Here is a 26,794-nt window from a genome sequence, read left to right as displayed (position 1 = left end):
ATACCTAAACGAGTTCGTTTACAAGCTTAACAGACGGTATTTTGAGGAAAAATTATTCGATAGGCTAGTAATAGCAAGTATTACAGGATTATGACTAAAAACGGACAATCAATAATAAATTAACAATCAGTGATTTTTTAAAATCATATTATTTTAGTTATTCTATAAATCCAGAAATAACTGAAAAACATTGTAAGACTGATTTATTAAACAAATTGCAAAAAAACAATCATAAAGGATTTCAAATTGGTCCGCTATTTCAAAACGTAAGACGTATTTCAGAAATAACAAACGGAAAATATGACAAAGAATTACTAACCTTTTTAAATAATAATAGTGATAATTTTATAATCACAATTCAAAACGAAGATGTTTTAAAATCTCTTTCAGGCTTATTTGAGTTACACAAAAGCACATTCAATATATACGCAGATGAATTATTATATAAATGTAGAAAATCAATTATTCTAAAATCGAATCAAAGACGAAATGACAAAATATTTAAAGATAAAATAATTCCTGATTTAGAAAAAATTGGTTTTGATAAAGCAAAAGTGATTTTAAAAGAATTGAGAAAATAGAATATCGTACAATAAAGGCAGCGGCTAACAGCAAAAGTTTCTTAGCCTGCACTTGACGAACAATGAAACCCGTGTTGAACAGCCTGTCCCGTTTTTTCGGGAGAACCGGTCACTGGCAGAAACTATGTAGGTATCGTAAAGTTTGTAGAGAGAATGCCAGGAAGTATGTGAGCTTCCTTTTTTTTCTTAACTAATAAAATGACTTTTTGTAGGAAGAGTTTTAATCTCATATAATTATGAATTGATTCTTCAAATAAAGCTCGTTGAGGGGTTTTTAGACGAACTGACGTTAGCAACAATTATAAAACCAACAATATGACAACCATTGAAAGTAAGAAAGTATTCATGGCAAGAAATCTAATTTTGGTTCTTCTGACACTTCAATGCTCATCTTGCACGGGACAAGTGAAAGAAAAATCTGTTAATGTTACAACAGTAAATGAAGTCAACACCCAACCACTCATTTTAAATCAAAGCACGACCTTTCCGCAAATTCACACCAACTTAAATGGTATGGTTAGAGAGTTTGTAAGGACAATGTATCAAGACAAAAAAGGGAACTATTGGTTTGGAACAAATGGGAATGGGATTATACGCTACGATGGTAAAACACTTGAAAAAATTTCAATCGAAGGACTCCGCCCATTGAAAGTTGTTTATGAAATTGTTGAAGACAAGGTTGGCAATGTTTGGTTTGCAACTTCTACTGGACTAGTAAAATTTGATGGTGAGAAATTTGTAATTTACTCGACAGAAGTCGGTCTTCAAAAAGAGGAAATTTTTAGTATTTGTATTGATAAAAAAGGTTTGATTTGGGTTAGTAATGGTGAAGGTGTCAGTCATTTTGATGGTGAAAAATTCACACCTTTTATTTTACCTGAAACAAAGGTCGAAAATCCTAAACCTATGTTATCAGATAAACTGGTTTTTCAATTTTTAGAAGACAAAAATGGAACGATGTGGTTTGTTACCGATGGAAATGGAATTTTCAAATACAATAGTGGGGAGTTTACTCATTTAACTACTAAAAATGGACTTACCGACAATAATGTTTTTGATATTTTAGAAGACAAGCAAGGAAATATTTGGATTGGTACTTTTAATGGTGGTGTGAGTAAGTATGATGGTAAAACATATACTAACTTCACAAAGGATCTAATTATTGAAGGTCTAGAAACCTATAATTTTTGTGAAGATAGTAAAGGGAATATATGGTTTACAGCAGAAGGTTATGGCGTGTATCGTTACGATGGAACAAATTTCACCCAATTCACAACTAAAGACGGATTAACCACAAACGTAGTTCAAAGTATACTTGAGGACCACAAAGGTCAACTTTGGTTTGGCACCTGGCAAGGAATAAGTATTTATGATGGACAAAAATTTATGAATGCTAAAGACAAAGAACCTTGGACGAAGTAAAAATAACTGTTGCTAACAATTGGGGTTTCGTTGCCTGCGCAGCACGAACAATGAATCTCCGATTGAACAGCCTGTCCCGTTTTTTCGGGAGAACCGGTCACTAGCAGGAACTATGTACGTATCGTAAAGATCAGAGAGAGAATTTCAAGAGGTAAGTGAGCTTCCTTTTTTTTCTTAACTAACAAAATGACTTTTGTAGAAAGAGTTTTAATTGTAGTTTAAATCATATATATTTACGTATTGATTGTTCAATTAAAGTTCGTTTAGAGGTTTTTAAAGGAACTGACGTTGTGGCTAATACAAAGCAACCAAATGAGCAACTGAAGTATTTAATAATAAATCTAAAAATTACAATTATGAAATCCAGATTATTAATTTACCTACCACTCTTATTGTTAGGATTCACTATTCTTAGCTGTGAGAAGGACGAAAATGAGACTAAACCAGATTTTTCTCTTAAGCAGTCAGACCAAATTCCGGATGAGATATATGATATTTATTCTTTAGTGATAAATGAAAAATATTCTTCTAAAAAAATAGTAATTGTACAGGCTACAAAGACAAGTATTGATTTGAAGTATGAGAATAATTTTTATGATTATTTAATTAAAAATTATCAGGATTTTGATACAAGTTTGGTTCAGATTCATGAAGATTTAAATGAAAACTCAGTAAATTTTGGAGAACAATTTCACAGTGATACAAAAGAAATAATTTTAATATCTTCCGATGAATTATTATATATTTTTGATAGCCAAGATTTAAATGCCGACTGGAAAGAATTTTATAATGACTATGAGAATTCTAATGGTATAATTCGTTTTTCGAGAATTGCTTTCAATGAGAACAAAACTCAAGCGATTTTTGAAATAGGGCATTCATATGCTAGCTTAGGAGGAGAGGGAAGCATTATATACCTTAAGAAAAAGAATAATATCTGGACGATTATCAAAATTATTTCGACTTGGATATCATAATGTACTAGCTGAAACACGCAATATACGTAAGCTGGGGGATTGTGGTAAATTAGATTTTTGTACTTGCAAATTAGTCATTAAGCAAAAATTTAAATCCTTAATCCGCCACATCTCAAAGCAGCGAAACGTTAGATTAGTCAAAAAAAGCGCAATGTAATTGTTACACTGCGCTTTTTTTGTATTCTGCGTTGCTATTTCAGTTAAAGATTTTCGGTTTTTCTACATCAGTTTACTAAAGAAAACCGCATTCCAAAATAATTTTTCAGTTCCCAACCAGAAAGCTCTGAAATTAGTGTTATCAGTAAAAATTAAGATATTTCCTTCTCCTTTTCGTATCGCTTGAAACGGAACGGTTTCTTTTAATAATTCCAGTTTTGGTTTAGAAATGTAACCGCTTAGTAATGGATTTTTAGTGTATTGTATCGGGTTGCTAAAGCTGTTTTTATTAGGTTCAATAAAGATTGATGAATTCCTGAAAATTGGCATTGTATTTCTTGGCATTCCATAATTAATAGGGTGCGACAAATCTAATCTAGTTTCAAATATGGCTCCGCCAATCTCTTGCGCTCCCCTGAAATCGCTTGTTTGTTCAAAGGTAATCGCTTTGGCTTCGCTCTTATTGGTTTTTAAACTCAACTCAATTAATTTTGCATCGTTGAGCCATTTAATAGCATCCTGATAAGCAATCAAAGTCCCTCCGTTTTGTGTCCATTGTTCTATTTTAGTAATTATAGCCGGAGAAAGTCCAGCATAATTTCCATTGACCATGATCAAAGTAGTGTAGGCGCTTAGATTCACTCTTTGCAATTGTTCCACATCTATTTTAGTTAATGGAATCTCTGCTTTTTGGTCAAATAAATGCCATAATTCTCCTGCATCTGATGGATCAACATTACGGCCTACAAGCATAGCTATTTTTGGCATCCTAAGAGTAACTAAATTAGGATTTCCTAAATTGGCACCATCGGTAAAACCTGTTTCTACTGCGGTAATTTCAATAGCATAGTTTGGAATAATTTGGTTGAGATAAGCATAAATTTCATCTGAACTCAACGTTTGATTTTGAATAGGCACTAATAAACTTCCATAAGAAAAAGTTTTCCCGTTGTGTACAAATGGTTTTTTGGTTGTTTTTACACGCAGTCCTTTGGCAAGTAATTGGTATAAAAGTTTAGGAGAATTGTAATCGGTCCATTCAATTAAATAACCCACCTCACTTTTTTGATTTACTATTCCAGATTTAAACGAGTTTTCATAACGCGCTCCAGCCTGTGCAAGGGAATTCATTCCTTCGAAATTTAAATTGAAAGCCAAATCAAAATTCCATGCTGAAATGTCATAAAATAAGCTGTCCTTGAATTTGGTTTGTCTGTCGAAAATAGCCTGAATCAGCTTTGAATTTTTTTGTTCCATTGGAATGATAACACTCAAGTCTTTGCTGAATTTCTTTTTGTTAATGGTGATGTCTTCTTTCAAGTGAAGCATGTCAATTTTATGTTGGCTAAGAATTTTTGTCAGTTCTTTAACTCTGGTGACATCTTTTTCGTCACCAAAGACATAACCTTTTATTTTATTATTTTTACTATCGATACTGGAATTACTAAAAAAATCCTGTTGGTATTTCAACAACTCTTTTCGCATTTCATACGTAGCCTGCAATGTTGATAGACTAGTTGTAAATTGATTTCTGATGGTAAATGGAAAGGTGATTACTCCGTTTGCGCTTTGCTGGGCATGTCCTCTAGAACTTGCTTGTTCGAATAAAATACCGATACCTCCATTGACATCTGGATAAGAAGATCCTTTACCATAATAAAAGTCATCATAACTGTCTTCAACAAAATAAAAACTCCCAATTTTGTCCAATGCTTTGGCATGATATCCAGCAATTTTTTTAGTTAATCTCTGGTTTAGTTCAGGAGTAAGAGGATTTGTGCGACTCTGAACTCCTGGTTGAAAAAAGTAGGTCGAATTAGTTCCCATTTCGTGGAAATCACACAATACGTTAGGCATCCATTTTCTATATGTCCTAATGCGCGCCTGACTTTCCGGAAGTTGGACAGGAAGCCAGTCTCTGTTCATATCAAACCAATAATGATTAAATCGCCCTCCTGGCCATGCTTCATTGAATTCTCTATCATTAGGATCGGTTACTAAATTTTTACTCTTATGGCTATTTACCCAAGTAGAAAAACGATGCAATCCATCTGGATTTAAACTGGGATCTAATAAAATTACCGTATTGTCCAGTATTTTTTCAAGTTCAGGACTTTCTGATGCTGCAAGATAATAGGCCAACGCAATAGCAGCACCCGTTCCGCTGGATTCATTTCCATGAATAGAATATCCTAAATACACAACAACAGGCAGGTCAGATACGTCCTGATTGCTTGCATTTGAGTCCGTTAGTGCAAGGTGTCTTTTATGGATTTCATCAATTTTTGCTAAATTTTTAGGGCTCGAAATAGTAAGTAATTGCAACGGACGGTTTTCATAAGTATAACCGGTTGTCTCTATTTGCACTCTATCTGAGGCTTTTGCAATAGCATTCATAAAATGAACCACTTGATTGTGATCCGTGTGCATTTCTCCTAATTCAAAATTTAATATGCTTTTTGGTGTCGGAATTTTTTGATTGTATGTAGCGTTTTTTGGTAAATAATAATCTAATGTAACCAACTGCTGTTGAGCATTACACATAAAGCCTAATAAGAATAAAATACAATAGATAGATTTCATGAAAAAAAGTTTTAGGGTTAGGTTGTTAAAGTATCAATTGATTTTAGGTTAATTTAGAATTTATTAAATTCTAGACTCCTTAAAATCTGATATTTTTTAGTTTTTAAATTGGTGCAAATAGCAAGATATTATATCAAATGTAACATTTTAGCGAATAGGTTCAAATAAATTAATTTCGTAAATTTGCCTTTCAATAAAAATTTAAAAAAATGGAAAACGGAATATATGCTAAATTCAACACCACTAAAGGTGCTATTTTAGTAAAACTAGCACACGATTTGACTCCTGGTACAGTGGGGAATTTCGTAGGATTGGCAGAAGGAAATTTAGAGAATAAAGTGAAACCACAAGGGGTTAAATTTTATGACGGATTAAAATTCCACAGAGTAATTCCTGATTTCATGATTCAAGGTGGTTGTCCACAAGGAACAGGAACTGGAGATCCGGGGTATAAATTTGATGATGAATTTCATCCAAGTTTGAAACACGATCGTCCGGGAGTTTTGGCAATGGCTAATTCAGGACCAGGAACAAACGGTTCTCAATTCTACATTACACATATTCCTACAGAATGGTTGGATAACAAACATACTGTTTTTGGTCATGTGGTAGAAGGTCAAGATGTTGTTGATGATGTTGCTCAAGGGGATGTTTTGGAGTCTTTAGAGATTGTTAGAGTAGGAGAAGAAGCTAAAAATTGGAATGCAATTGAAGCTTTTATCACTTTCAAAGGTTCTCGTAACAAGCGTGATGCTGCTTTAAAAGCAGATGCTGAAGCCGCTATGGAAAAACTGGCTGCTGGTTTTGAAAAAACAGAAAGCGGTTTGCGTTACCAATTTATCCAAAGAGGTGAAGGTAAAAAAGCAGAGAACGGAAAAACAGTTTCGGTACATTATACAGGGCAACTTCCTGACGGAAAAGTCTTTGATAGTTCATATCCTCGTAAAAAACCAATTGAATTTCCATTAGGAAGAGGAAATGTAATTGAAGGTTGGGACGAAGGTATTGCCTTGTTGCGCGTAGGTGACAAAGCACGTTTTGTTATTCCGGCTCATTTGGGTTACGGATCTCGTGGTGCTGGAGGAGCAATTCCACCAAATGCTACTTTGATTTTTGACGTAGAATTAATGGACGTTAAATAGTTTAAACGATTCATATAAAATTAAAAAATCCCGAAACGAAAGTTTTGGGATTTTTTTTGCCGTGTAAAATAGAGTTTTCGATGTTTTTTTACGAATAAATTGGTGTATTGTTTTTCAAGGTTTTTTTGACTTTTGAAGTATTAAAATTATTTTACAATCACTCCTAAAAGTTCAAGTTTTAAATAAAATTCAGCAGCGACACTTTCTTTGAGTAACTTATTTAATGCGGTTTTGTGTTCTTAAAATCTTTGTTTTTTTAAGTTAAGGCTGTTTTATTATTTTTAAAAACCTTAATTTAGTTTTTTTAAAATTGTTAAATGTAACACTAAATAAAATCTATGGAACTAACTTGGTCTGAATTTGAAAGAGTAGAAATGCGTGTAGGAACTATTCTGGAAGTTAATGATTTTCCTGAAGCCCGAAAGCCAGCATATCAATTGACGATTGATTTTGGTTCTGAAATCGGAATCCGAAAAACATCTGCACAAATAACGAAACGTTATCAAAAAGAAGATTTACTCAACAGACAAATGGTTGCCGTAGTCAATTTTCCTAAAAAACAAATCGGAAAATTCATGAGCGAGTGCTTAGTATTGGGAGCAGTAGGAGATGAAGGCGATGTGATTTTACTGGCTCCTGATTTTAAAATAGAAAATGGATTGCGAATTGGGTAAATAATTAGGGATTCCTTTTATTTAGTAATTGTTGCAAAATCAACTGCCCTTCTTCCCAATATTCTAAATTGGACTCAGAATTGATGTGTCCTTTTTTGCCTATGTTGATAAAATCACTGCCCCATTTTTGGGATAAATACTCGGCTCTTTCGATTGAAATATAAGGGTCGTTTTCGCTGCTGATGACTATCGAAGGGAAATTAAGCTTTAATTTTGGTATAGGAGAAAAGTTCCAAGTTGCCTCAGGTGTATGTTCAGCCGAATCAACATCGGCAGGGGCAACGAGCAAAGCGCCTATTATATTCTGATTACTATTGGCGGAAGCCCAATGCACAACCATTGAAACCGCTAGACTATGCGCTACTAAAACAGTTGGAGTGTCTAATTTTTGGATTGTTTCATTGAGATTAGTAAGCCAGTTATTAAGTTGAGGTTCTTCCCAATTATCCTGAATAAGCTTAGTTGAGTTGTCAAATTTTCGCAGCCAATAACTTTGCCAATGATTCTCTCCTGAATCTCCAAGTCCTGTTAGAATTAATAATTTTGGTTCCATATTTAAAATAAATTAGGCTATTTTTCTATTGGAAGATTTTCCAGTTGTCCCCATTCTGTCCAAGAACCATCATAGACTGATTTCGGATTTTTACCAATCAATTCGTAGGCAATTAAATCAATACAGGCTGTAACTCCGGAACCGCAAGTGAATATTAGAGGTTTATCGTCAGTTTTTAAGATAGTAACTAATTCTTCTTTTGGTAAAAATTTTCCGTTTTGTAAAAGCTGTGTGTACGGAATATTTATAGAACCGGGAATATGACCGCTTCGTAACTCGGGTCTGGGCTCGTCGCCAATTCCTTTGAATCGGTTTTCTGCACGCGCATCAATCAAGATAGCATCTTTGGTTTGTATTTTTTCTAGAATTTGTTCTTTATTTTTTACTAATTCTGGGATAAATTTAGCTTCAAAATCTCCAAGGGAATAGATTGGATTTTCCGGTATTTCCTCAACAGGATAACCTTCTTTTACCCATTCGGGTAATCCGCCATTTAAAACAGCAACATTTTGATGGCCCATTATTTTAAACAGCCACCAAGCTCTTGGACTCGAATAAATACCCAAGTTGTCATAGACTACTATTGTACTTTTCTTATTGATTCCTAGTTTTTTAGCTTCTGTTTCAAACTGTTTGGGACTCTGGAGTGTATTGGGTAATGGATTAACGGTATCACTGAAGGTGTTCTTTATGTCAAAAAATCGGGCACCTTTAATTTGGATATTTTCTAAGCCAGCTTTTAAATTGGATTGATTCTCTTTTAAACTGGCATCGAGGATTATTACATTTGGATTTTTAAGATTAGCTTGAAGCCATGCGACACTTACGATTGGTTCTGTCATTAGTTTTAGTGTTTCTTTTCCTTAGTAATTCTGCGGACTTCATTTAGCAATAAAGGAAAAGCGGGTTCTGTCATGTTGTGACCAAATCCGTCTAATTCATATAGTTTCGTGTTTTTGTGTCCAGCAATTTTCATCATGCGCATTAAATAAGCGTTTTCTTCATAACGGCCTAACATTTCTAATTCACGATCTCCGGTTATTAGTAATAGAGGAGGAGCATCTGCGCGAACGTGAAAAAGTGGTGCTAAATCATCTATTACCGGCTGTGTATCTGCAATACCGCGTTCTTTTCGAACTAAAAAATGAGTAATTGCCTGTCCGCTAAGAGGAATAAGACCCGCTATTTTATTGGCATCGATTCCTTGAGTGTTCAGCCATTTTTTGTCTAAACCTATCATGCTTGCCAGATATCCACCTGCAGAATGACCCGATACAAAAATCAAAGATTCATCTCCACCAAATGCAGGGATATTTTTAAAAACCCAAGCTACAGCAGCCGCCGCATCCTCAATATATTTTGGGGCACTTACTTTTGGACCCAAGCGATAATTGACTGAAATAACTGCTATTCCTTGGTTTTTTAGTCCTTCAGGAAGTTCTTTGTTTCCACCGGTTAATCCACCGCCATGAAACCAAATCACGGTTGCAAATCCCGGACTATTTTTTGGGTAATATACGTCTAGTACACATCGTTCTTTTATGTATGTATCTGATTTATTGATGGTTTCTGTGTAATAAGGAAGATTGGTTTGTGTTGTATATTCTAGTTTTTGAGCTGATATAGTAAACCCGAAAAAGAATAGCAATACAAAAAGAGAAACGTTTTTCATTTGGCATCATTTATTTTTTAAATGTACAAAAAAAGTCCAAAAATCAGATGACTTTTGGACTTTTTACTTTTGTAAGTAGGGAACTAAAAATTAAATATCATCAAATTCAATATCAGTGAACGTTGATGTTTGTGGTATAATTTCATCATCTGATTTCTCAGATGCATATTCTTTTTTGAAATCTTTTTGGTGTCTTTCTGAAATTACTTCTTCGCCTTTGTGGTTCAAAACATAAGAAGTCATTTCGCCAAGAATCTCTGCAAAAGCAGCAAAATCTTCTTTGTATAAATAGATTTTATGTTTTTTGAAATGGAATGATCCATCTTCTTCAGTGAATTTTTTGCTTTCGGTAATGGTAATGTAATAATCATCTGCTTTTGTCGCTCTCACATCAAAGAAATAAGTTCTTCTTCCAGCTCTTAAAACTTTAGAAAATATCTCTTCTTTTTCTAACATGTCATGTTCTCTCATAATCCTTTCTATCAATTTATGGTTGTTAAGTAGTATCCAAAAATCTAAAAAATATATGTATTATCCAACAATTATAGCATTTCTTTTTCTGAAAGTTGTTTCAAATACAAAGCGGCATAATAGCCTTCTTGATTTATCAATTGATTATGAGAACCTTGTTGTATAATTTCACCCTTTTCGATGATGATTATTCTATCGGCATTTTTAGCAGATGAGACACGATGACTTACAATTATAGTTGTTTTGTCTTTGCAAATTTCATACAAGTTGTTTAATATAGTTTCTTCGGTTTCTGTATCTACTGCAGATAAACAATCGTCAAAAAGTAAAATAGGAGGATTCTTAATAATTGCTCTTGCAATAGAGACCCTTTGTTTTTGACCTCCAGAAAGTGTAATTCCTCTTTCGCCAAGAATGGTTTCGTATTGTTTATTAAAGCCCATAATATTGTCATGGACAACGGCACTTTTAGCGGCTGATTCCACTTCTTGCATAGTCGCATTCTCTTTGCCAAACATGATATTATTCTTGATGCTGTCTGAAAATAAGAACGCGTCTTGTGGAACGATACCAATGCTGTTTCGCAAATCAAAAAGATTAACGGTGCTTATTTCGCTTCCGTCAATGGTTATTTTTCCATCTGTTACATCATACATCCTGGAAATTAAGGATAAAATAGTAGATTTTCCGGAGCCTGTTTTTCCTAGAATAGCTAAAGTTTCTCCTTTTTTTACGGTGAAAGAAATGTTTTGTAACGCTTTGATATTAGTGTCTTCGTAAGTATAGCTTACATTTTCGAAAGAAATAGAGCCTTCAATCACTGATTTATTCAGATTTTTGTTTTTTATCTCCGGTTCGATTTTAAGGAATTCATTCAACCTTTTTTGAGAAGCTTCGGCCTCTTGAACCATTGAAGAAACCCAACCTAAAGATGCTACAGGCCAAGTGAGCATATTGACGTATAAAATAAATTCGGCAATTGTTCCAATGCTTTTTATAGAGCCGTTGATGTACATTAAACCACCAAAATAAATTACAACTAAGTTACTGATTCCTATCAGTGCCAACATTAACGGTCCAAATAAGGATTGCACTTTGGCCAAATTCAAGCTTTTACTTTTGCTTTCATTGGCTAAATTCACCATATTATTTTGATGTTGGTTTTCTAATGAATAGGCTTTTATCACTCGGATTCCTGAAAATATTTCTTGTGAAAAACTGGAAACTTTAGATAAATATTGTTGAAAAATAGTACTTCTTACATTGATTTCGGAACTCAGTTTGAAAATAGCGTATGATAAAATTGGTAAAGGAAGCAATGTGTATAAGGTCAGTATCGGCGATACATTATACATATAGACAATGACTATTGCAAAACGTATGACGGTATTTATGGTATACATTACGGCTGGTCCAACGTACATTCTCACCTTAGAAACGTCCTCACTGATTCGGTTCATTAAATCTCCAGTTCGATTTTGCTTGTAGAAGTTCTGCGAAAGATTCTCATATTGACGGAATACTTCGTTTTTTAAATCAAATTCTATATGGCGTGACATCACAATTAAAGTTTGTCTCATTAAGAAAGTAAGAAATCCGGCAATAATTGTAGTAGCAATAATCAATAGGATATTCGATATTAATTCTTCGTGAATAACTGATTTGGCTACTGTTTTATCTTTGGCGAAAGCCTCAATGACCTTGAATGATTTGCTAATCAACTTGGGTGTGAAAAGCATGAATATTTGTGCGATAATGGTAAAAATAATTCCCAGTAAGAAGCTGTATTTGTATTTGACGAAATATTTATTTAAATAACGTAATTCTTTCATTTTTTAAGATATTCTATGTTGAAATGATTTTATTTTTTAAAATAATTGTATTTTTTAATAATTTCAGTGTTGAATTGCTAGCGAGATAAATTATTGATTTGATAATTTTTAAACAAAAAATCAATACATATTCATTTTTTGTTTAAATTTGGATTGTCTTTTTGACGAATTCGTAATTTATCACTATAAAAACTTACACTATGAATGCAGCTTTCACAACTGGAAAGGAACTTCAAAAAATGGATCCCGTTTTTGGTCAATTATCATTTGATGATCACGAACAAATTGTATTTTGCAACGACAAAGATACAGGTTTAAAAGCAATTATTGGTATTCATAATTCGGTTATGGGACCAGCTTTAGGTGGTACTCGAATGTATAATTATGCAAATGAATGGGAAGCATTGAACGATGTATTGCGTCTTTCTCGCGGTATGACTTATAAGGCAGCGATTACAGGATTGAATATTGGTGGAGGAAAAGCAGTGATTATTGGAGATGCTAAAACGCAAAAAACTCCTGAGTTGATGCGTAAGTTTGGTGAATTTGTACATTCTTTAAGCGGAAGATATATTACGGCTGAAGATGTAGGAATGGAAACCGCAGATATGGATATCGTTAGAGATGTAACGCCTTATGTTACCGGAATTTCTGAATCAAGAGGTGGTTCTGGGAATCCATCACCTGTTACAGCTTACGGTGTGTATTTAGGTATGAAAGCGGCTGCGAAACAACAATTTGGTTCTGATGTTTTGAGTGGCAAGAAAGTTTTGGTTCAAGGAATTGGTCACGTTGGCGAAACTTTAGTTGATTATTTGACAAAAGAGGGAGCGATAGTAACCATTTCGGATATCAACGAAGATAGATTGTATGAAGTGGGAGCGAAATACAATGCAGAAATTTTCAGAGGAGACGATTTGTACAGTGCTGATGTTGATATTTATGCGCCTTGTGCGATGGGAGCAACATTAAATGACAATACAGTTTATAAAATTAAAGCAAAAGTTATTGCTGGTGCTGCTAATAATCAATTGGCTGATGAGAATGTTCATGGTGCAATTCTACAGGAAAGAGGCATTCTTTATGCTCCGGATTTCTTGATAAATGCTGGTGGAATTATCAATGTGTATGCTGAATTAGCGCATTATGACAAAGCGGAGATTATGCGTAAAACAGAAAATATTTATAACACTACATTAGAAATATTTGATTTTGCCATTGCTAACAAGATGACAACACATCATGCTGCTTTGACTATTGCTCAAAATCGCATCAATCAAAGAAAAATAGAAAACAGTAAAAAATAAAAAATAGTACTCAGTTATCAGTATTCAGTGAGCAATTTATTGCCGTTCACTGAATGCTGCTGATTGAAAACTTTAAAATAAGCGATTATATATTTTATTTTAAAAAATGAAATACTTATTTTTGCAGACTAATTAATAAAAGTTCTTACAAGGTGGTAAATAGAAGACACATTCGCGTTAAAGTAATGCAATCCATTTATGCGATGCATCAAAGCGGTTCAGATAATCTGGAAAAAGAAGAAAAATTCCTTTTTTACAGTATCGACAATATTCAAGATTTATACCTTATAATGCTTTCTTCCCTGATTGAAATTTGTAAAACAGAGACTGTCTTTTTACATAAATCTAGTTTGAAACATCTTGCAACTCCTGAGGAACGTAAACCCAACGAAAAGTTCATCAAAAACAGAATCTTTCAAATCCTTGCCGAAAACAATTCATTAAGTATTGCGCTGGAAAACCGTAAAATCAATAATTGGTCTTTAAACGACGATTATATTTTACTGCTTTTGAATGATGTAAAAGCTAGTAAATTGTATGCGGATTACATGAGTAATTCAGTAAATACATTTGAAGAAGACAGGCAGTTTATCGTTGATTTATTCATGGATGTAATTGTTCCAAATGAAAAATTATACGAGTATTTAGAGGATGATAAGTTAACTTGGGTTGATGATATTCCATTAGTGAATACGCATATTATCAAGCAATTGAAAGCCATTAAGTCTGGTGAAGATGATAATTTCAGAGTTCCAAAATTGTATAAAGACAATGAGGATAAGGATTTTGTTAAAGATTTGTTCAGAAAAACGGTCTTAAACGAAACGGAATTAGCCAAAGAATACCTTGATAAAACACCAAACTGGGATACTGAAAGAATTGCCGAAATTGACACCATTATTCTTAAAATGGCAATCTGTGAATTTTTGAAATTCCCATCGATACCAGTAAAAGTAACTCTTAACGAATATTTAGAAGTTGCCAAAGAATATTCTACACCAAAAAGTAGTATTTTTATCAACGGAATTTTAGACAATTTAGTAAAAGAACTGGAATCCAGCAAAAGAATCATTAAAGCTGGTCGTGGTTTAATGTAATAATTAACTAATAAAAAAAGAATTTAAATTATGGAACAATTAACTCAATTTGCACCGTTTTTATTAATGTTTGTGGTAATCTATTTCTTCATGATCAGACCACAACAGAAAAGAGCGAAAAATGAAAAAGAATTTGAAAGCAGCTTAAAAGTAGGTGATAAAATCATCACAAAAAGTGGTCTTCACGGAAAAGTTTCTGAGTTAGCGGATACAACTGTTGTTGTTGAAACGATGTCAGGAAAATTGAAAATGGAGCGTTCTGCTATTTCTATGGAAATGAGTGCAGTATTGAACAAAAAATAATTCTCATTTTAATGAATTAAAAAAGTCCCAACCGATTATTCGGATTGGGACTTTTTTTTGGATAAAAAATATCCTTATTTTTTATTCTTTTTATTCTTCTTCGCTTTTTTTGATTTTGCTTTGGCTTTTTTAGCTTTTATCTTGGCTTTAACTTTTGCTTTCTTAGCTTTATCCTTTTTGGCTTTTTTTGCCTTTTTGGCTTTTGCTTTCGCTTTTTGCTTAGCTTTCTCTTTTGCGTCGGCTTTCTTAGCCTTTTTCTTGTCTTTATCTTTCATCTTTACTTTGGTTTTAATCTTGTTTTTACTTTTTTTCTGATTTGAAACGTCACTATCATCATTGTCTTCTAGATCAATAGTCGAAATTTCTATAGTTTCTGTTATGATTTCTTCAATTACAGGAACTATAATTTCAGCGGGTTCCACTTCAGGTTTAACAACTTTTGTTCTTCGAGCTCTAACTGGCTTAACAATTTCAGGTTTTGCCGGAGATACTAGATCAGTTTCCGCTTCTTTCTTTGGTATCATAATTTATAGTATTAGTTTTTATGCAATTAATCGAATAGTTATTCTGGTGTTACTAAATTGTTACGTGGTTGTAAGTAAATATAGTGATTTAATAGACTGGTCAATGTTAAGTTTTTCAGAACGATTCAGGAAATTTATTCTGTTTTACAACAAATAGTAACCTAGGAAGGAAGTGTTTTCTTTTTTAAAAGAAAGAGATCGTGTAAAAGATTATGGGAGAACAAAGAGCTATTCTAATATGATTTTGAACAAAAAAAAGTCCCAACTCTGAGTTTCAGAATTGGGACTTCATTTTATCGGTATTTATCATTCAAACCAATATTTTCTTTTATCATCGGTTTGATTTTTTCAATCCGGGAACGTTTAGTTTCTTCTCGTTTTGCAGTTTCAATATATTCTAAGAATTCATATTGCTTGTAAGGAGAGAATTTTAGAAAAGCATCTGCTAAATTGGCATCTGCATCTAATTCCTTTTGAAGAAGTTCAGAAACGATAGGTTCTTTTTTCTGTGGTTTACTATTCTTTCCTTGTTTTTCATTGGCAATCGCTTCATGAATGTAATCTAAAACTGCTGCTTCATTGACTTCGTCTTTTGATGAAAATCGCCATTGTCGCAATGATTTGGTAACGCCTTCTTGCGCATTAACCAAAACCTTTTTTTTATCATGCAATAAAACACCATTGAAAAACCAAATCGCAAAGTAATTTTTGAATCCTCCAATTCCGAGTACGTTTTTACTATTCAAGACATAAACAATACCGCCCCATTTGGTTGTTTCCACAAGTTCCGTTTTGACAATAACTGATTTTAGAAGTTCTAATTCTTCTGAGCAGCTGTTGTTTCTATCCCAGATATGAGTCGTTTTTGAAGGTTCCAAAATAGATTATTTTTTAGAAGAATCTTCTGTAGCTGTCAATTCAGCAATTTTTACAATTACTTCAACTGCTTTTTGCATGCTTTCTACTGGAACATATTCGTATTTTCCATGAAAATTGTGTCCGCCGGCAAAGATATTTGGGCAAGGCAACCCTTTATAGGATAATTGAGAACCATCAGTTCCACCACGAATAGGTTTTATAAGCGGTTTAATTCCTATTTCTTTCATTGCTTTTTCAGCAATATCCACAATATGTTTCACAGGCAAAACCTTTTCTTTCATATTGTAATATTGATCTTTAATCTCAGTGATAACGATGTCTTCACCAAATTGTTTTGCAAATTTCTTATTGATTTTTCGAGCGATTTTCTCGATTAGTTCTTTGCGCTTTTCAAATTTTTTCTTGTTGTGGTCGCGAATGATTAATTCCAATACGGTTTCTTCAATACTTCCATTTAGATGATGTACGTGAAAGAAACCTTCATATCCTTTAGTTTCTTCAGGAGTTTCTCCTGCGGGAAGTTCATTAATAAAATCATTGGCTATCAACATAGAATTGATCATTTTTCCTTTGGCATAGCCAGGATGTACGCTTTTTCCTTTGAAAGTGATTTTGGCGCCAGCCGCATTAAAATTTTCATATTCTAATTCGCCTATTTGGCTACCATCCATTGTGTAAGCCCAATCCGCTCCAAATTTCTCTACATCAAAATGATGCGCGCCACGACCAATTTCTTCATCAGGTGTAAAACCTATTCTGATTTTTCCGTGCTTTATTTCAGGATTGTTAACAAGGAATTCCATTGCAGTAACAATCTCAGTAATTCCGGCTTTGTCATCAGCGCCTAACAGTGTTGTTCCGTCAGTAGTTATTAAAGTTTGCCCTTTGTAAAGCAATAAATCTTTGAAATAACTTGGTGATAACACAATATTTTTTTCTGCATTTAATACAATGTCTTTACCATCATAGTTCGATACAATTTGAGGCTTTACATTGGCTCCGGTAAAATCAGGGGAAGTGTCAAAGTGAGAAATAAATCCAATTACAGGAACTTCATGAGTTACATTACTTGGCAAAGTAGCCATAATATATGCTTTCTCATCAATTGTTACGTCCTGCAATCCAATTGTTTTAAGTTCTTCAATCAGTTTATTGGCTAAATTCCATTGTTTTGCTGTACTTGGTGTACTTTCTGATTTGTGGTCAGATTCAGTATCAATAGTTACGTAACTGATGAAACGGTCAATTATATGTTGCATTTTAAATTTGTTTTAATGCAAATATAAACATTTTTTCAGGAGCTTTTTGAAGTTAATCAGCAACTAAATCTTGCAAATTAAAAATAATAATTGCATTGTAAGAACAGCAATAAACAATACTGTTTTTGGGTCAAAATAAACTTTTTTGTATAAAAAAACCACCCAAAGGTGGTTCAAATTAATCTCTCATTTTATGCAGTTTTTCTTCTGCTTTATCTAGATCGCCTTCCAGCTTATTTATTTTTATTTGTCGCTTACTTATTTTGATATTTTCTTTTTCAATTTCTGTAGAACTAAGCTTTCCTTTTGATTTTCTCTGTTCAAATTTTTCTTTGAGTTTTATTAAATATCTTTCCTCATCTGAGATTTTTGTTTTTATCTTACTAATCGATTTCTCACTCGAAAGAATTTTGTCTTGTCGTTTATCAAAAGCTTTTTGTTTTTTTCAAAATCTTTCTGCTCTTTTTCAATTTTATTAGCTTCCCTTAGCGCTTTTTTCTCCAATTTCATTTTGTCCTTGAGTACTTTAGCTTCTTTTTTTAATGCTTCTTTTTCGGCAGTGGTTGCTAATTTTGCTGCTACTTCTGGAGCGACTTTTATGGTGTCTTTGATTGTTGTAACCGTAGTAATCGTAGTTTTTGTGGCTAACTTTATCGTGTCTGATTTAGTTTCTTGAGCAAAGAAAAGTTGAAAACTAGAAAGCAATACTACAGTGAGAAATAATTTTATATTCATGTCTATGTGTTTTTAAGTTGATGAAAATTGATGTTCAACACTAATTTATTTATTACAAGATAAGAAAAATCATTGAAAAAATCATTTCTTATTTTGTGTTGAGGATGTTGAGTCAATATTTTTTAATTTTAAATTACTAGTAGTCAATCGTTTGTTTTTTATTGGTGTAAAGTTTTTGTGCTTTATTTAACTACTGTTTATTTTTACTATTTCTTCTTTGGCTGAAGCCAAATCAAATGTTGCTGTATAATTTTTTTTCGAAATATTTAATTATCGATTAGATAGTTCTATTTTTGCACCAACAACACTACAACCATGTATAAATTACTCATTCGTCCATTTCTATTTTTGTTTGATCCGGAAAAAGTTCATTATTTTACTTTTTCATTAATTCGATTTTTGTCCAAAATTCCAGGTTTTACTAGCCTTTTTAGATTGCTTTACGAAGTAAAAGATTCAAGATTAGAAACTGAAGTTTTTGGTTTAAAATTTAGAAATCCAGTTGGACTTGCTGCTGGGTTTGATAAAGATGCCAAGCTATATAAAGAATTGTCCAATTTTGGTTTTGGTTTTATTGAAATAGGAACGTTAACTCCAAAAGGACAGGAAGGAAATCCTAAAAAAAGATTGTTTCGTCTGAAAGAAGATAGCGCAATCATTAATAGAATGGGGTTCAATAACGGCGGTGTTCAAGAAGCGGTGGAACGTTTGAAACAAAATAAAGGCGTTTTAATAGGTGGGAATATTGGTAAAAATAAGTTGACACCAAACGAAGAAGCCACTTTGGATTATGAAATCTGTTTTGATGCATTATATGATTATGTGGACTATTTTGTGGTGAATGTAAGTTCCCCAAACACGCCAAATCTTCGAGCGTTACAAGACAAAGAGCCATTGACACAATTACTGCAAACACTTCAAAATAAGAATTTGGCTAAGCCAAAACAGAAACCAATCCTCTTAAAAATTGCTCCAGATTTGACAGATGAACAGTTGCTTGATATTATTGATATTATCAAGGAAACTAAAATTGCGGGCGTTATTGCCACAAATACTACCATTTCTCGTGAAGGATTACAATCCGAGAATAAAACAGAAATGGGCGGTTTGTCTGGAAAACCATTAACGCATCGTTCTACTGAAGTCATCCGTTTTTTATCTCAAAAAAGCAATAAAGCCTTCCCAATTATTGGAGTAGGAGGAATTCATTCTGCAGAAGATGCAATAGAAAAATTAGATGCAGGAGCAAGTTTAGTTCAGTTGTACACTGGTTTTATTTATGAAGGTCCGGCTTTGGTGAAAGCCATAAACAAAAAGATTTTAGAAAGATTGTAATATTTTATTTTTGAAGGTACTTTTCACGAGTTAATAATGTCTCCTTTGATTAAACGTATGATAATTCAATTATAGTTTAAAAATCAAGTTCAATTCTAAAAGTTTAGTATCAAATTATTACCAAATTACGTAATATTTTAATTTATTACCGAAATATGTAATAATGTCAATTTTAGAAAATTTGAAACGCATAATTTAAAATTCTTAATTGTTTTTCTATCTTTGGCTTTCTATGGAGCCAATAAAAATTATAGAATGTCCACGTGATGCCATGCAAGGCATCAAACCATTTATTCCTACGGCAAGAAAAGTGACTTATATCCAGTCTTTGTTACGTGTAGGTTTTGATACCATAGATTTTGGAAGCTTTGTTTCGCCTAAAGCGATTCCGCAAATGCAGGATACAGCAGAGGTATTGGCACAACTAGATTTATCTCAAACCAAAAGCAAGTTATTGGCAATTATTGCCAATACGCAAGGAGCAACTCTGGCTTCAAATCATCCCGAAATACAGTATTTAGGATTCCCATTTTCGATTTCTGAGAATTTCCAAATGCGGAATACCCATAAAACGATTGCCGAATCGTTAATTACTTTACATGAAATCCTTGAAATTGCCGATAGGACTAATAAGGAAGTAGTAGCCTATCTTTCTATGGGATTTGGTAATCCTTACGGTGATCCTTGGAGCGTTGAAATTGTAGGCGAATGGACTGAAAAATTAGCATTAATGGGAGTTAAAATCTTGTCACTTTCGGATACGGTAGGAAGTTCAACACCAGGTGTGATTTCGTATTTGTTTTCGAATCTAATTCCAAAATATCCCAAAATAGAATTTGGTGCGCATCTTCATACTACGCCTGATAAATGGTTTGAGAAAATTGATGCGGCTTATAAAGCGGGTTGCCGTCGTTTTGATGGTGCTATTCAAGGTTTTGGCGGATGTCCGATGGCAACAGATGATTTAACGGGTAATATGCCTACTGAGAAGTTATTATCTTATTTTACTTCGCAAAAAGAAAAAACAGACATGAGTCCTATGAGTTTTGAAAGTGCTTACAATGAGGCTTCTAAGTTATTTGGTGAGTTTCATTAAAATTAAAAAATGATAATTGTACTTGAACTCTAATCTTGAAAATAATAAGTTTATGAATGATACGTTAGTTATACAGTTCCCCAATTTACTTTTAATAGACTAATATGATGCAACTACGGACCATCCATAGAATCCTAAGTGTACTAATTCTAATCTTATTTTCGTCTTCATGCGCAAGTGATTTAGATTACAATCAAGTAAATGATATAAAGTTAGAACCTGTAATTATATCAAATTTAGCTTATTTTGATGTTCAGGCAAATCAGTTTGTAACTGGAGGAGTAGAACAAAACGTAATTTTTGATGCGCCAACTGTCGTTGTGTTCAGCGAAAAATTTTTCACGGAAAAGTTAAATAGAATCGATCTTTTTTTTGAAATTAACAATACCATAAATAGAAGTTACAGAATAGACTTAGTGTTTCTGGATAGAAATAATCAGCCAGTTCATTCCTCAAATTTTATCGTACCTGCTTACTCCGGTGCAGAAAATATAGTTACTAAAACTGAAACATTTCAAAATGCTTCACTGGATTTATTAAAAAGAACAATTAAAATTACTTTTAGGCTCACCATGTTAGCAGGTCCTCCATTAAGCGAAAGCAGTGTAGGAAATCTAAAATTACGTTCAGGAGTAACCGCTTATTTTGTATTAGAATGAGAAAAATAATTTTAATTTTTGCTCTATTTCTAACAATAGGTTGCTTTTCACAAAACAAACAAATTCTATATAATTTCACTTCAGTGCCTCAGTCTTTGCTGACTAATCCGGGGTCTGATGTCAAGTTCAATTGGTATTTTGGGATTCCTTTATTGTCTGGTATTTCCACAAATGTAGGTTCCAGTGGATTTTCGGCGTATGATTTATTTGCAGATAATGGAGTCGATTTTAATGTGAAACTGAGAAATGTAGTATTCTCCACTACAAGAAAAGACAGAATGGCCATAAACGAACAAATAGAATTATTTAATGGCGGTTTTAAAATAGCTGGAGAGCAAGGAGATTCCTATGTTTCTTTTGGGATGTACCAAGAATTTGATTTTATGAGCTATGTTCCTAAAGATATTGCAATTTTGGTTTTGGACGGGAATAGAGATTATTTGGGAAAAGTATTCAATTTAGGCGATTTGAATCTAAAAGCAGAAATGCTTTCGGTTTTTCATCTGGGATTTCATAAAAAGATAAATGAAAAATTAATTCTAGGAGCGCGAGGAAAGATTTATTCCAGTATTTATAATGTTAACTCCACGAATAATTCAGGATATATTTATACCATTCCTTCCACACAAGGTGTTTATGAGCAAATGATTTATTCGGATTTGCAATTCAATACATCAGGGGTTGCTAAATATGATGATGAGGATTACGATCCAAATGTGGTAAAAGATATTACTAAAAGAGCCCTTCTAGGCGGTAATTTAGGTTTGGGATTTGATGCCGGTTTAACTTATTATCCAAAGAAAAATATTCAATTTACTGCAAGTGTGATAGATCTTGGTTTTATAAAACATACTAATGAAGTAGAAAGTTTGACTTTCAAAGGAACTTATAAATACGAAGGAGTTATTCCCAAATTCAGTTCTGGAAATTCAGCAGAAGATGGGTATCAGGAATTTAAGGATGCCGTTCCTTTAGATACCTTGTATGCTGATTATACAAGTTGGCGACCTACAAAACTCAATACTTCCATTCAGTTTTCATTCGAAGAAGAAGTCTCCGAAGATTGTAATTGTCTTAATTATGATCCTGAAACTATTTATAAAAGTGCTGTAGGTGCTCAATTATTTGTAATGTCTACCCCGAGAACGCCTTTAGTTGCTTTTACGACCTATTACAGAAGAAAAATTTTCAATTCGTTGCAAATGAAGGCAACTTATACCATAGATTCTTATTCCTATAAAAATATAGGATTGGGCTTGTCCAGTATGTTTGGACCGGTTAATTTCTATATTCTTGCCGATAATCTTTTGGAATATAGGGATGTCACGAAAGCTAATAGTCTGTCTTTTCAGCTAGGTCTTAATGTTATTTTTAAGGATAGTAAAAAATAATATTGGTTTTTATTTGAGTCTTTGTCGTTTAAATCCTTTGTAAATTTCTATCCAAAGTACCGAGACAAATCCCACTAAAATACTCAGGCAAATTTGTAACCCAGAAACCCTTTCGAACTCGAAAAAATGAGCAAATAAAGGAACGAACAGCAATAAAACCGTGATTAGAATGGTTGCGCCAATAATCATTAGAACTAAATTATTTTTATAACGCAAAGTTGTAAATATTGAATAGTAAAAAGAGCGGTTGGTGAGTGTCAAGAAAATATTGGAAGCAATCAAAGTGAGGAATACAACAGTTCTTGTGGCGCTTTCGGAGCAATTGTCAGCAACACAATATTGGTAGACAAATAAAAGTCCTAAAGTGATGACAAACCCTTGAATAATACTTATCGTTATTTCTTTCAGTTTAAAGAAAGTAGTGGTAAATGGTCTTGGTTCGAGGAGCATCAAATTGCGTTCCATAGGTTCATTTTCATAAATTATAGAACAGGTAGGGCCCATAATTATTTCCAGAAAAATGACATGAACCGGAGAGAAAATATTGGGATAAATCCATCCTAAAGCCAAAGGAATAAAGACAATCATGATAATTGGAATGTGAATCGAAATGATGTATTGAATCGCTTTTTTTAGATTGTTATATATTTTTCGGCCCATGGCAATAGCGTCAATCATTTTTGAAAAATCATCCTCAATAAGGATAAGATTGGCGGCTTGTTTGGCGATTTCGGTTCCCTTTTTGCCCATAGCAATTCCTATGTGTGCTGATTTTAATGCGGGTCCGTCGTTTACGCCATCGCCAGTCATGGCTACAATTTGATTGTTATCTTTCAGCGCTTTTATGATTTTGAGTTTGGCTTCAGGAAACATTCTTGTGAAAATGGCAGTTTCCATTACTTTTTCTTTCAAAGTGGCATCGTCCATCGCCATTAATTCATCTCCATTGAGTGTTTCTTCTACGTTTCGAAAACCAATTTGTTTGGCTATAGTGGCTGTTGTCGCTGCATTGTCACCAGTAACTATTTTTACTTGAATGCCTGCCTTATAAAATGTTTCAAAAACGGCTTTTATATTCTCTTTTGGTGAGTCATAAAAAGCGACCAGTCCTTTGAAATCAAAAGAAAATTCCTGTTGCGTTTCGGGATAATTTGTTCCTGAAAATTCAGCAACGCCAACACCCAAAACGCGAAACCCTTTCAGAGCCATAGTTGTCATTGCGGCAAGTACTTGTTGTGTTTCTTTTCCGGATAGATTAGAGCATGCAATTAAGGCTTCGGGCGCACCTTTGGCAGCAATAATTCTCGTTCCATTTTGGTTTTCAAAAATATGGGTCATCATGGGAGGTTTTCCGCATAATGGATATTCATGTGTCAATTTGAATTGGGCTCGTTCATCTGGAATTTCTAATTTTGAATACGCTTCATGCAGTGCAATTTCCATGGCGTCAAACGGAATAGGTTCACTGGCCCACATGGAAAGCGTTAATAATTCGAGTTCGTCATTACTAAGCTGTTTCTTTGGGTTAGATATTTCATTCGATGAAAAAGTGTACCATTGCGCCAAACTCATTTTGTTTTCGGTGATAGTTCCTGTTTTATCGGTGCAAATTACAGTAGCACTGCCCAGGGTTTCTACCGTTTTCGTTTGCTTGACAATAATTCCCATATTCATTAAGCGCCAAGCACCAAGTGCCATAAAAGTGGTAAAAGCAACTGGAATTTCTTCAGGGATGATGCTCATTGCCAAGGTTAAGGCTTTTAATAAACTGTCCAGAACATCTTTGGAATTATAATAATTAATAATCCAGACGACACCAAAAATTGCCAGTCCCACAAAAGACATCTTTTTTACAAAGTTCCCAATTTGTATTTGCAAAGGCGTTTTTTCTTCGATAATCGTTTCCAGACTTTTGCCTATTTTGCCTAATTGGGTTTGGTTCCCAATGGCTGTTACTTCACAAATAGCTAAACCGCTGGTTACAATTGTTCCAAGATATACTTGATTATTTTCGGACGTTTCATTTTTAAAGACAGCCAGCGATTCACCGGTAAGAATGGACTCATTTATGGAAAAATCATTAGACTTGATAATGATACCATCTGCTGGGATAAAGGTTCCTTCTTCGGTTTGAATGAAATCACCCAAGACAATTTCCTCGCTTGGAATTTCTATAATTTCGCTATTGCGAATGACTTTACTTTTGGGTTGAGATAATTTTTTTAAAGCTTCGATTGCGTTTCTGCTTTTTGATTCCTGATAAAGTGATATCGTAGAAACCATTACAATAGCTACAGCCATAAAAATTCCGTTGCCAAAATCGCCTGTGATAAAATAAATACTGGTAGCGGTCAAAAGCAATAAAAACATAGGCTCTTTAACCATTTCGATTAAAGAAGTGAAGAAGTTGTTTTTGTCCTGATGCGCTATGGAATTTACTCCATGTTTTGCTCTTGATTGCAAGACTTCATCATTAGAAAGTCCTTTTATTTGTTGTTGCGGTTCTTTCATAGCAAAAAATAAATGAATCAAATTTCACAGATTATAAAAACGGAAGAAGTTGGATTAGAGAAAACTCTATAATGCAATTTAATCATTTATTATAAAATTTACTCGTTTTTTTGCATAAGATTGTCTATATTTGCACGCAATTAAACTCCAACTACAATTGCAATGATCGCACACAACTCTAAGATTATCGGTGAAGGATTAACTTACGATGATGTTCTATTAGTTCCCAACTACTCAAATGTGCTTCCTCGCGAAGTGAGTATTCAATCAAAATTTTCAAGAAATATTACACTTAATGTTCCTATTGTATCTGCTGCTATGGATACAGTTACCGAAAGTGCAATGGCAATTGCTATGGCGCAAGAAGGCGGAATTGGTGTTTTGCATAAAAATATGACTATCGAGCAACAAGCTGCGAAAGTTAGAAAAGTAAAACGTGCGGAGTCTGGTATGATTATCGATCCGGTTACTTTGCCATTGACTTCTACTGTTGCAGATGCTAAAAGTGCAATGAAAGAATTTGGTATTGGAGGTATTCCAATTGTAGATGAAAACCAAATATTGAAAGGAATCGTTACCAATAGAGATTTGCGTTTCGAAAAAAATAGTTCAAGACCTATTGTTGAGGTAATGACAAGTGAAAACTTAGTAACTGTTGCCGAAGGTACTTCTCTGGAACAAGCAGAAGTAGTTTTGCAAGGTCATAAAATTGAAAAACTTCCAGTAGTAAATGCTGATTATAAATTAGTGGGTTTGATTACGTTCAGAGACATCACTAAATTGACTCAAAAACCAAATGCAAACAAAGACAAATACGGACGTTTACGTGTTGCTGCTGCATTAGGTGTTACTGCAGATGCTGTTGAAAGAGCTACAGCTTTGGTTAATGCCGGAGTAGACGCAGTTATAATCGATACCGCTCACGGTCATACAAAAGGAGTGGTTGATGTACTGAAATTAGTGAAAGCTAAATTTCCTGACTTAGACGTTATTGTTGGTAATATTGCCACTGCAGAAGCAGCTAAATATCTAGTTGAAAATGGCGCAGATGGAGTAAAAGTAGGCATTGGACCAGGTTCTATCTGTACTACTCGTATTGTTGCGGGTGTTGGTTTTCCTCAATTTTCTGCAGTACTTGAAGTTGCTGCAGCGATTAAAGGCACTGGCGTTCCAGTAATTGCTGATGGTGGAATTCGTTACACAGGTGATATTCCTAAAGCGATTGCTGCAGGTGCAGATTGTGTGATGTTAGGGTCGTTATTAGCTGGTACTATGGAATCTCCTGGTGAAACTATTATTTTCGAAGGAAGAAAATTCAAGTCATACCGTGGAATGGGTTCTGTGGAAGCGATGCAAGAAGGTTCAAAAGACCGTTATTTCCAAGATGTGGAAGATGATGTTAAGAAATTAGTACCGGAAGGAATTGTAGGACGTGTGCCTTATAAAGGTGAATTGAACGAAAGCATGCAACAATTCATTGGTGGTCTTCGTGCCGGAATGGGATATTGTGGCTCAAAAGATATTCCTACTTTACAAGATACAGGTCGTTTTGTTCGTATTACCGCAAGTGGAATCAACGAAAGTCATCCTCATAATGTAACTATTACAAAAGAAGCTCCTAATTATTCTAGATAA

At 33.8% G+C, this 26,794-nt stretch carries 24 protein-coding genes; 13 read left to right on the top strand and 11 right to left on the bottom strand.

Annotation, left to right across the window (positions count from 1 at the left end):
* The first annotated feature begins 215 nt into the window (after positions 1–215).
* From QLS31_RS13530 to QLS31_RS13520, 3 genes are all read left to right on the top strand, one after another.
* Positions 216–581 (top strand): hypothetical protein, encoded by a 366-nt coding sequence (locus tag QLS31_RS13530; RefSeq protein ID WP_282744298.1) that lies wholly within the window; start codon positions 216–218, stop codon positions 579–581.
* 315 nt (positions 582–896) lie between these two features.
* Positions 897–2,003, top strand: coding sequence for a two-component regulator propeller domain-containing protein (locus tag QLS31_RS13525; RefSeq protein WP_282744297.1), 1,107 nt, complete (start codon positions 897–899; stop codon positions 2,001–2,003).
* Between the two features lie 356 nt (positions 2,004–2,359).
* Entirely contained in the window at positions 2,360–2,980 is a 621-nt protein-coding gene (locus tag QLS31_RS13520; RefSeq protein WP_282744296.1) for a hypothetical protein, read from the top strand.
* A 219-nt stretch (positions 2,981–3,199) separates the two neighbouring features.
* Here the strand turns inward: QLS31_RS13520 and QLS31_RS13515 are convergent, their stop codons facing one another.
* Entirely contained in the window at positions 3,200–5,719 is a 2,520-nt protein-coding gene (locus QLS31_RS13515; protein ID WP_282744295.1) for a M14 family zinc carboxypeptidase, read from the bottom strand.
* 209 nt (positions 5,720–5,928) lie between these two features.
* Here QLS31_RS13515 and QLS31_RS13510 point away from each other — a divergent pair, with 209 nt between their 5' ends.
* Positions 5,929–6,861, top strand: coding sequence for a peptidylprolyl isomerase (locus tag QLS31_RS13510; protein WP_282744294.1), 933 nt, complete (start codon positions 5,929–5,931; stop codon positions 6,859–6,861).
* 338 nt (positions 6,862–7,199) lie between these two features.
* On the top strand, positions 7,200–7,535 hold the full coding sequence (locus tag QLS31_RS13505) for a tRNA-binding protein (RefSeq protein ID WP_099715980.1): 336 nt from the start codon (positions 7,200–7,202) through the stop codon (positions 7,533–7,535).
* A 4-nt stretch (positions 7,536–7,539) separates the two neighbouring features.
* On the opposite strand, the gene QLS31_RS13500 is transcribed toward QLS31_RS13505, so the two are convergent.
* The 5 genes from QLS31_RS13500 to QLS31_RS13480 all read right to left on the bottom strand — a co-directional run bounded on the left by QLS31_RS13500 (position 7,540) and on the right by QLS31_RS13480 (position 12,063).
* On the bottom strand, positions 7,540–8,088 hold the full coding sequence (locus QLS31_RS13500; RefSeq protein WP_282744293.1) for an alpha/beta hydrolase: 549 nt from the start codon (positions 8,086–8,088) through the stop codon (positions 7,540–7,542).
* 17 nt (positions 8,089–8,105) lie between these two features.
* Positions 8,106–8,930 (bottom strand): sulfurtransferase, encoded by an 825-nt coding sequence (locus QLS31_RS13495; protein WP_282744292.1) that lies wholly within the window; start codon positions 8,928–8,930, stop codon positions 8,106–8,108.
* Between the two features lie 5 nt (positions 8,931–8,935).
* Complete coding sequence (locus QLS31_RS13490) at positions 8,936–9,760, bottom strand: alpha/beta hydrolase (RefSeq protein WP_282744291.1); 825 nt, start codon at positions 9,758–9,760, stop codon at positions 8,936–8,938.
* Between the two features lie 90 nt (positions 9,761–9,850).
* Positions 9,851–10,231 carry a PUR family DNA/RNA-binding protein gene (locus QLS31_RS13485; RefSeq protein WP_099715976.1) on the bottom strand — a complete coding sequence of 127 codons (381 nt, stop codon included), beginning with the start codon at positions 10,229–10,231 and terminating at the stop codon, positions 9,851–9,853.
* Between the two features lie 71 nt (positions 10,232–10,302).
* Positions 10,303–12,063 (bottom strand): ABC transporter ATP-binding protein, encoded by a 1,761-nt coding sequence (locus QLS31_RS13480; RefSeq protein ID WP_121341447.1) that lies wholly within the window; start codon positions 12,061–12,063, stop codon positions 10,303–10,305.
* 200 nt (positions 12,064–12,263) lie between these two features.
* On the opposite strand from QLS31_RS13480, the gene QLS31_RS13475 reads away from it, so the two are divergent.
* The 3 genes from QLS31_RS13475 to yajC all read left to right on the top strand — a co-directional run bounded on the left by QLS31_RS13475 (position 12,264) and on the right by yajC (position 14,770).
* Positions 12,264–13,370, top strand: a complete 1,107-nt coding sequence (locus QLS31_RS13475) for a Glu/Leu/Phe/Val dehydrogenase (RefSeq protein ID WP_121341450.1) — start codon at positions 12,264–12,266, stop codon at positions 13,368–13,370.
* Positions 13,371–13,555: 185 nt separating this feature from the next.
* On the top strand, positions 13,556–14,467 hold the full coding sequence (nusB, locus tag QLS31_RS13470) for a transcription antitermination factor NusB (protein ID WP_121343287.1): 912 nt from the start codon (positions 13,556–13,558) through the stop codon (positions 14,465–14,467).
* Between the two features lie 30 nt (positions 14,468–14,497).
* Entirely contained in the window at positions 14,498–14,770 is a 273-nt protein-coding gene (yajC, locus tag QLS31_RS13465; RefSeq protein WP_099715973.1) for a preprotein translocase subunit YajC, read from the top strand.
* 74 nt (positions 14,771–14,844) lie between these two features.
* On the opposite strand, the gene QLS31_RS13460 is transcribed toward yajC, so the two are convergent.
* The 4 genes from QLS31_RS13460 to QLS31_RS13445 all read right to left on the bottom strand — a co-directional run bounded on the left by QLS31_RS13460 (position 14,845) and on the right by QLS31_RS13445 (position 18,167).
* Entirely contained in the window at positions 14,845–15,294 is a 450-nt protein-coding gene (locus QLS31_RS13460; RefSeq protein WP_282744290.1) for a hypothetical protein, read from the bottom strand.
* A gap of 293 nt (positions 15,295–15,587) precedes the next feature.
* Positions 15,588–16,172: a YdeI/OmpD-associated family protein gene (locus QLS31_RS13455; RefSeq protein WP_282744289.1), complete on the bottom strand. Its 585-nt coding sequence runs from the start codon at positions 16,170–16,172 to the stop codon at positions 15,588–15,590.
* A 6-nt stretch (positions 16,173–16,178) separates the two neighbouring features.
* Positions 16,179–17,432, bottom strand: coding sequence for a peptidase T (gene pepT, locus QLS31_RS13450; protein WP_282744288.1), 1,254 nt, complete (start codon positions 17,430–17,432; stop codon positions 16,179–16,181).
* Between the two features lie 375 nt (positions 17,433–17,807).
* Entirely contained in the window at positions 17,808–18,167 is a 360-nt protein-coding gene (locus QLS31_RS13445) for a hypothetical protein (RefSeq protein ID WP_282744287.1), read from the bottom strand.
* A gap of 315 nt (positions 18,168–18,482) precedes the next feature.
* Between QLS31_RS13445 and QLS31_RS13440 the strand changes: the two genes are divergently transcribed.
* The 4 genes from QLS31_RS13440 to QLS31_RS13425 all read left to right on the top strand — a co-directional run bounded on the left by QLS31_RS13440 (position 18,483) and on the right by QLS31_RS13425 (position 22,648).
* On the top strand, positions 18,483–19,502 hold the full coding sequence (locus tag QLS31_RS13440; RefSeq protein WP_282744286.1) for a quinone-dependent dihydroorotate dehydrogenase: 1,020 nt from the start codon (positions 18,483–18,485) through the stop codon (positions 19,500–19,502).
* Positions 19,503–19,734: 232 nt separating this feature from the next.
* Complete coding sequence (locus QLS31_RS13435) at positions 19,735–20,598, top strand: hydroxymethylglutaryl-CoA lyase (RefSeq protein WP_282744284.1); 864 nt, start codon at positions 19,735–19,737, stop codon at positions 20,596–20,598.
* A gap of 104 nt (positions 20,599–20,702) precedes the next feature.
* Positions 20,703–21,257 (top strand): hypothetical protein, encoded by a 555-nt coding sequence (locus QLS31_RS13430; protein WP_282744283.1) that lies wholly within the window; start codon positions 20,703–20,705, stop codon positions 21,255–21,257.
* Positions 21,254–22,648, top strand: coding sequence for a DUF5723 family protein (locus QLS31_RS13425; RefSeq protein WP_282744282.1), 1,395 nt, complete (start codon positions 21,254–21,256; stop codon positions 22,646–22,648). Before QLS31_RS13430 ends, QLS31_RS13425 begins: the two co-directional genes overlap by 4 nt.
* Positions 22,649–22,657: 9 nt before the next feature.
* Here the strand turns inward: QLS31_RS13425 and QLS31_RS13420 are convergent, their stop codons facing one another.
* Positions 22,658–25,159, bottom strand: coding sequence for a cation-translocating P-type ATPase (locus QLS31_RS13420; protein ID WP_282744281.1), 2,502 nt, complete (start codon positions 25,157–25,159; stop codon positions 22,658–22,660).
* 162 nt (positions 25,160–25,321) lie between these two features.
* Here QLS31_RS13420 and guaB point away from each other — a divergent pair, with 162 nt between their 5' ends.
* Positions 25,322–26,794, top strand: a complete 1,473-nt coding sequence (gene guaB, locus QLS31_RS13415) for an IMP dehydrogenase (protein WP_099715965.1) — start codon at positions 25,322–25,324, stop codon at positions 26,792–26,794.

It is taken from the genome of Flavobacterium sp. XS2P24, assembly GCF_030010285.1.
GTDB lineage: Bacteria > Bacteroidota > Bacteroidia > Flavobacteriales > Flavobacteriaceae > Flavobacterium > Flavobacterium algoritolerans.
The sequence above is the reverse complement of the archived record's forward strand: the minus strand, read 5'-3'. Positions and strand labels throughout refer to the sequence as shown.

Bases quoted from the DNA above. Each gene is read 5' to 3' on its own strand.
- nusB (WP_121343287.1), top strand. From the start codon at position 13,556: ATGCAATCCATTTATGCGATGCATCAAAGCGGTTCAGATAATCTGGAA.
- QLS31_RS13460 (WP_282744290.1), bottom strand. From the start codon at position 15,294: ATGATACCAAAGAAAGAAGCGGAAACTGATCTAGTATCTCCGGCAAAA.
- QLS31_RS13515 (WP_282744295.1), bottom strand. From the start codon at position 5,719: ATGAAATCTATCTATTGTATTTTATTCTTATTAGGCTTTATGTGTAAT.
- guaB (WP_099715965.1), top strand. From the start codon at position 25,322: ATGATCGCACACAACTCTAAGATTATCGGTGAAGGATTAACTTACGAT.
- QLS31_RS13445 (WP_282744287.1), bottom strand. From the start codon at position 18,167: ATGAATATAAAATTATTTCTCACTGTAGTATTGCTTTCTAGTTTTCAA.
- QLS31_RS13485 (WP_099715976.1), bottom strand. From the start codon at position 10,231: ATGAGAGAACATGACATGTTAGAAAAAGAAGAGATATTTTCTAAAGTT.
- QLS31_RS13440 (WP_282744286.1), top strand. From the start codon at position 18,483: ATGTATAAATTACTCATTCGTCCATTTCTATTTTTGTTTGATCCGGAA.
- QLS31_RS13490 (WP_282744291.1), bottom strand. From the start codon at position 9,760: ATGAAAAACGTTTCTCTTTTTGTATTGCTATTCTTTTTCGGGTTTACT.
- QLS31_RS13430 (WP_282744283.1), top strand. From the start codon at position 20,703: ATGATGCAACTACGGACCATCCATAGAATCCTAAGTGTACTAATTCTA.
- QLS31_RS13420 (WP_282744281.1), bottom strand. From the start codon at position 25,159: ATGAAAGAACCGCAACAACAAATAAAAGGACTTTCTAATGATGAAGTC.
- QLS31_RS13480 (WP_121341447.1), bottom strand. From the start codon at position 12,063: ATGAAAGAATTACGTTATTTAAATAAATATTTCGTCAAATACAAATAC.
- QLS31_RS13435 (WP_282744284.1), top strand. From the start codon at position 19,735: ATGGAGCCAATAAAAATTATAGAATGTCCACGTGATGCCATGCAAGGC.
- pepT (WP_282744288.1), bottom strand. From the start codon at position 17,432: ATGCAACATATAATTGACCGTTTCATCAGTTACGTAACTATTGATACT.
- yajC (WP_099715973.1), top strand. From the start codon at position 14,498: ATGGAACAATTAACTCAATTTGCACCGTTTTTATTAATGTTTGTGGTA.
- QLS31_RS13505 (WP_099715980.1), top strand. From the start codon at position 7,200: ATGGAACTAACTTGGTCTGAATTTGAAAGAGTAGAAATGCGTGTAGGA.
- QLS31_RS13500 (WP_282744293.1), bottom strand. From the start codon at position 8,088: ATGGAACCAAAATTATTAATTCTAACAGGACTTGGAGATTCAGGAGAG.
- QLS31_RS13510 (WP_282744294.1), top strand. From the start codon at position 5,929: ATGGAAAACGGAATATATGCTAAATTCAACACCACTAAAGGTGCTATT.
- QLS31_RS13425 (WP_282744282.1), top strand. From the start codon at position 21,254: ATGAGAAAAATAATTTTAATTTTTGCTCTATTTCTAACAATAGGTTGC.
- QLS31_RS13495 (WP_282744292.1), bottom strand. From the start codon at position 8,930: ATGACAGAACCAATCGTAAGTGTCGCATGGCTTCAAGCTAATCTTAAA.
- QLS31_RS13525 (WP_282744297.1), top strand. From the start codon at position 897: ATGACAACCATTGAAAGTAAGAAAGTATTCATGGCAAGAAATCTAATT.
- QLS31_RS13520 (WP_282744296.1), top strand. From the start codon at position 2,360: ATGAAATCCAGATTATTAATTTACCTACCACTCTTATTGTTAGGATTC.
- QLS31_RS13475 (WP_121341450.1), top strand. From the start codon at position 12,264: ATGAATGCAGCTTTCACAACTGGAAAGGAACTTCAAAAAATGGATCCC.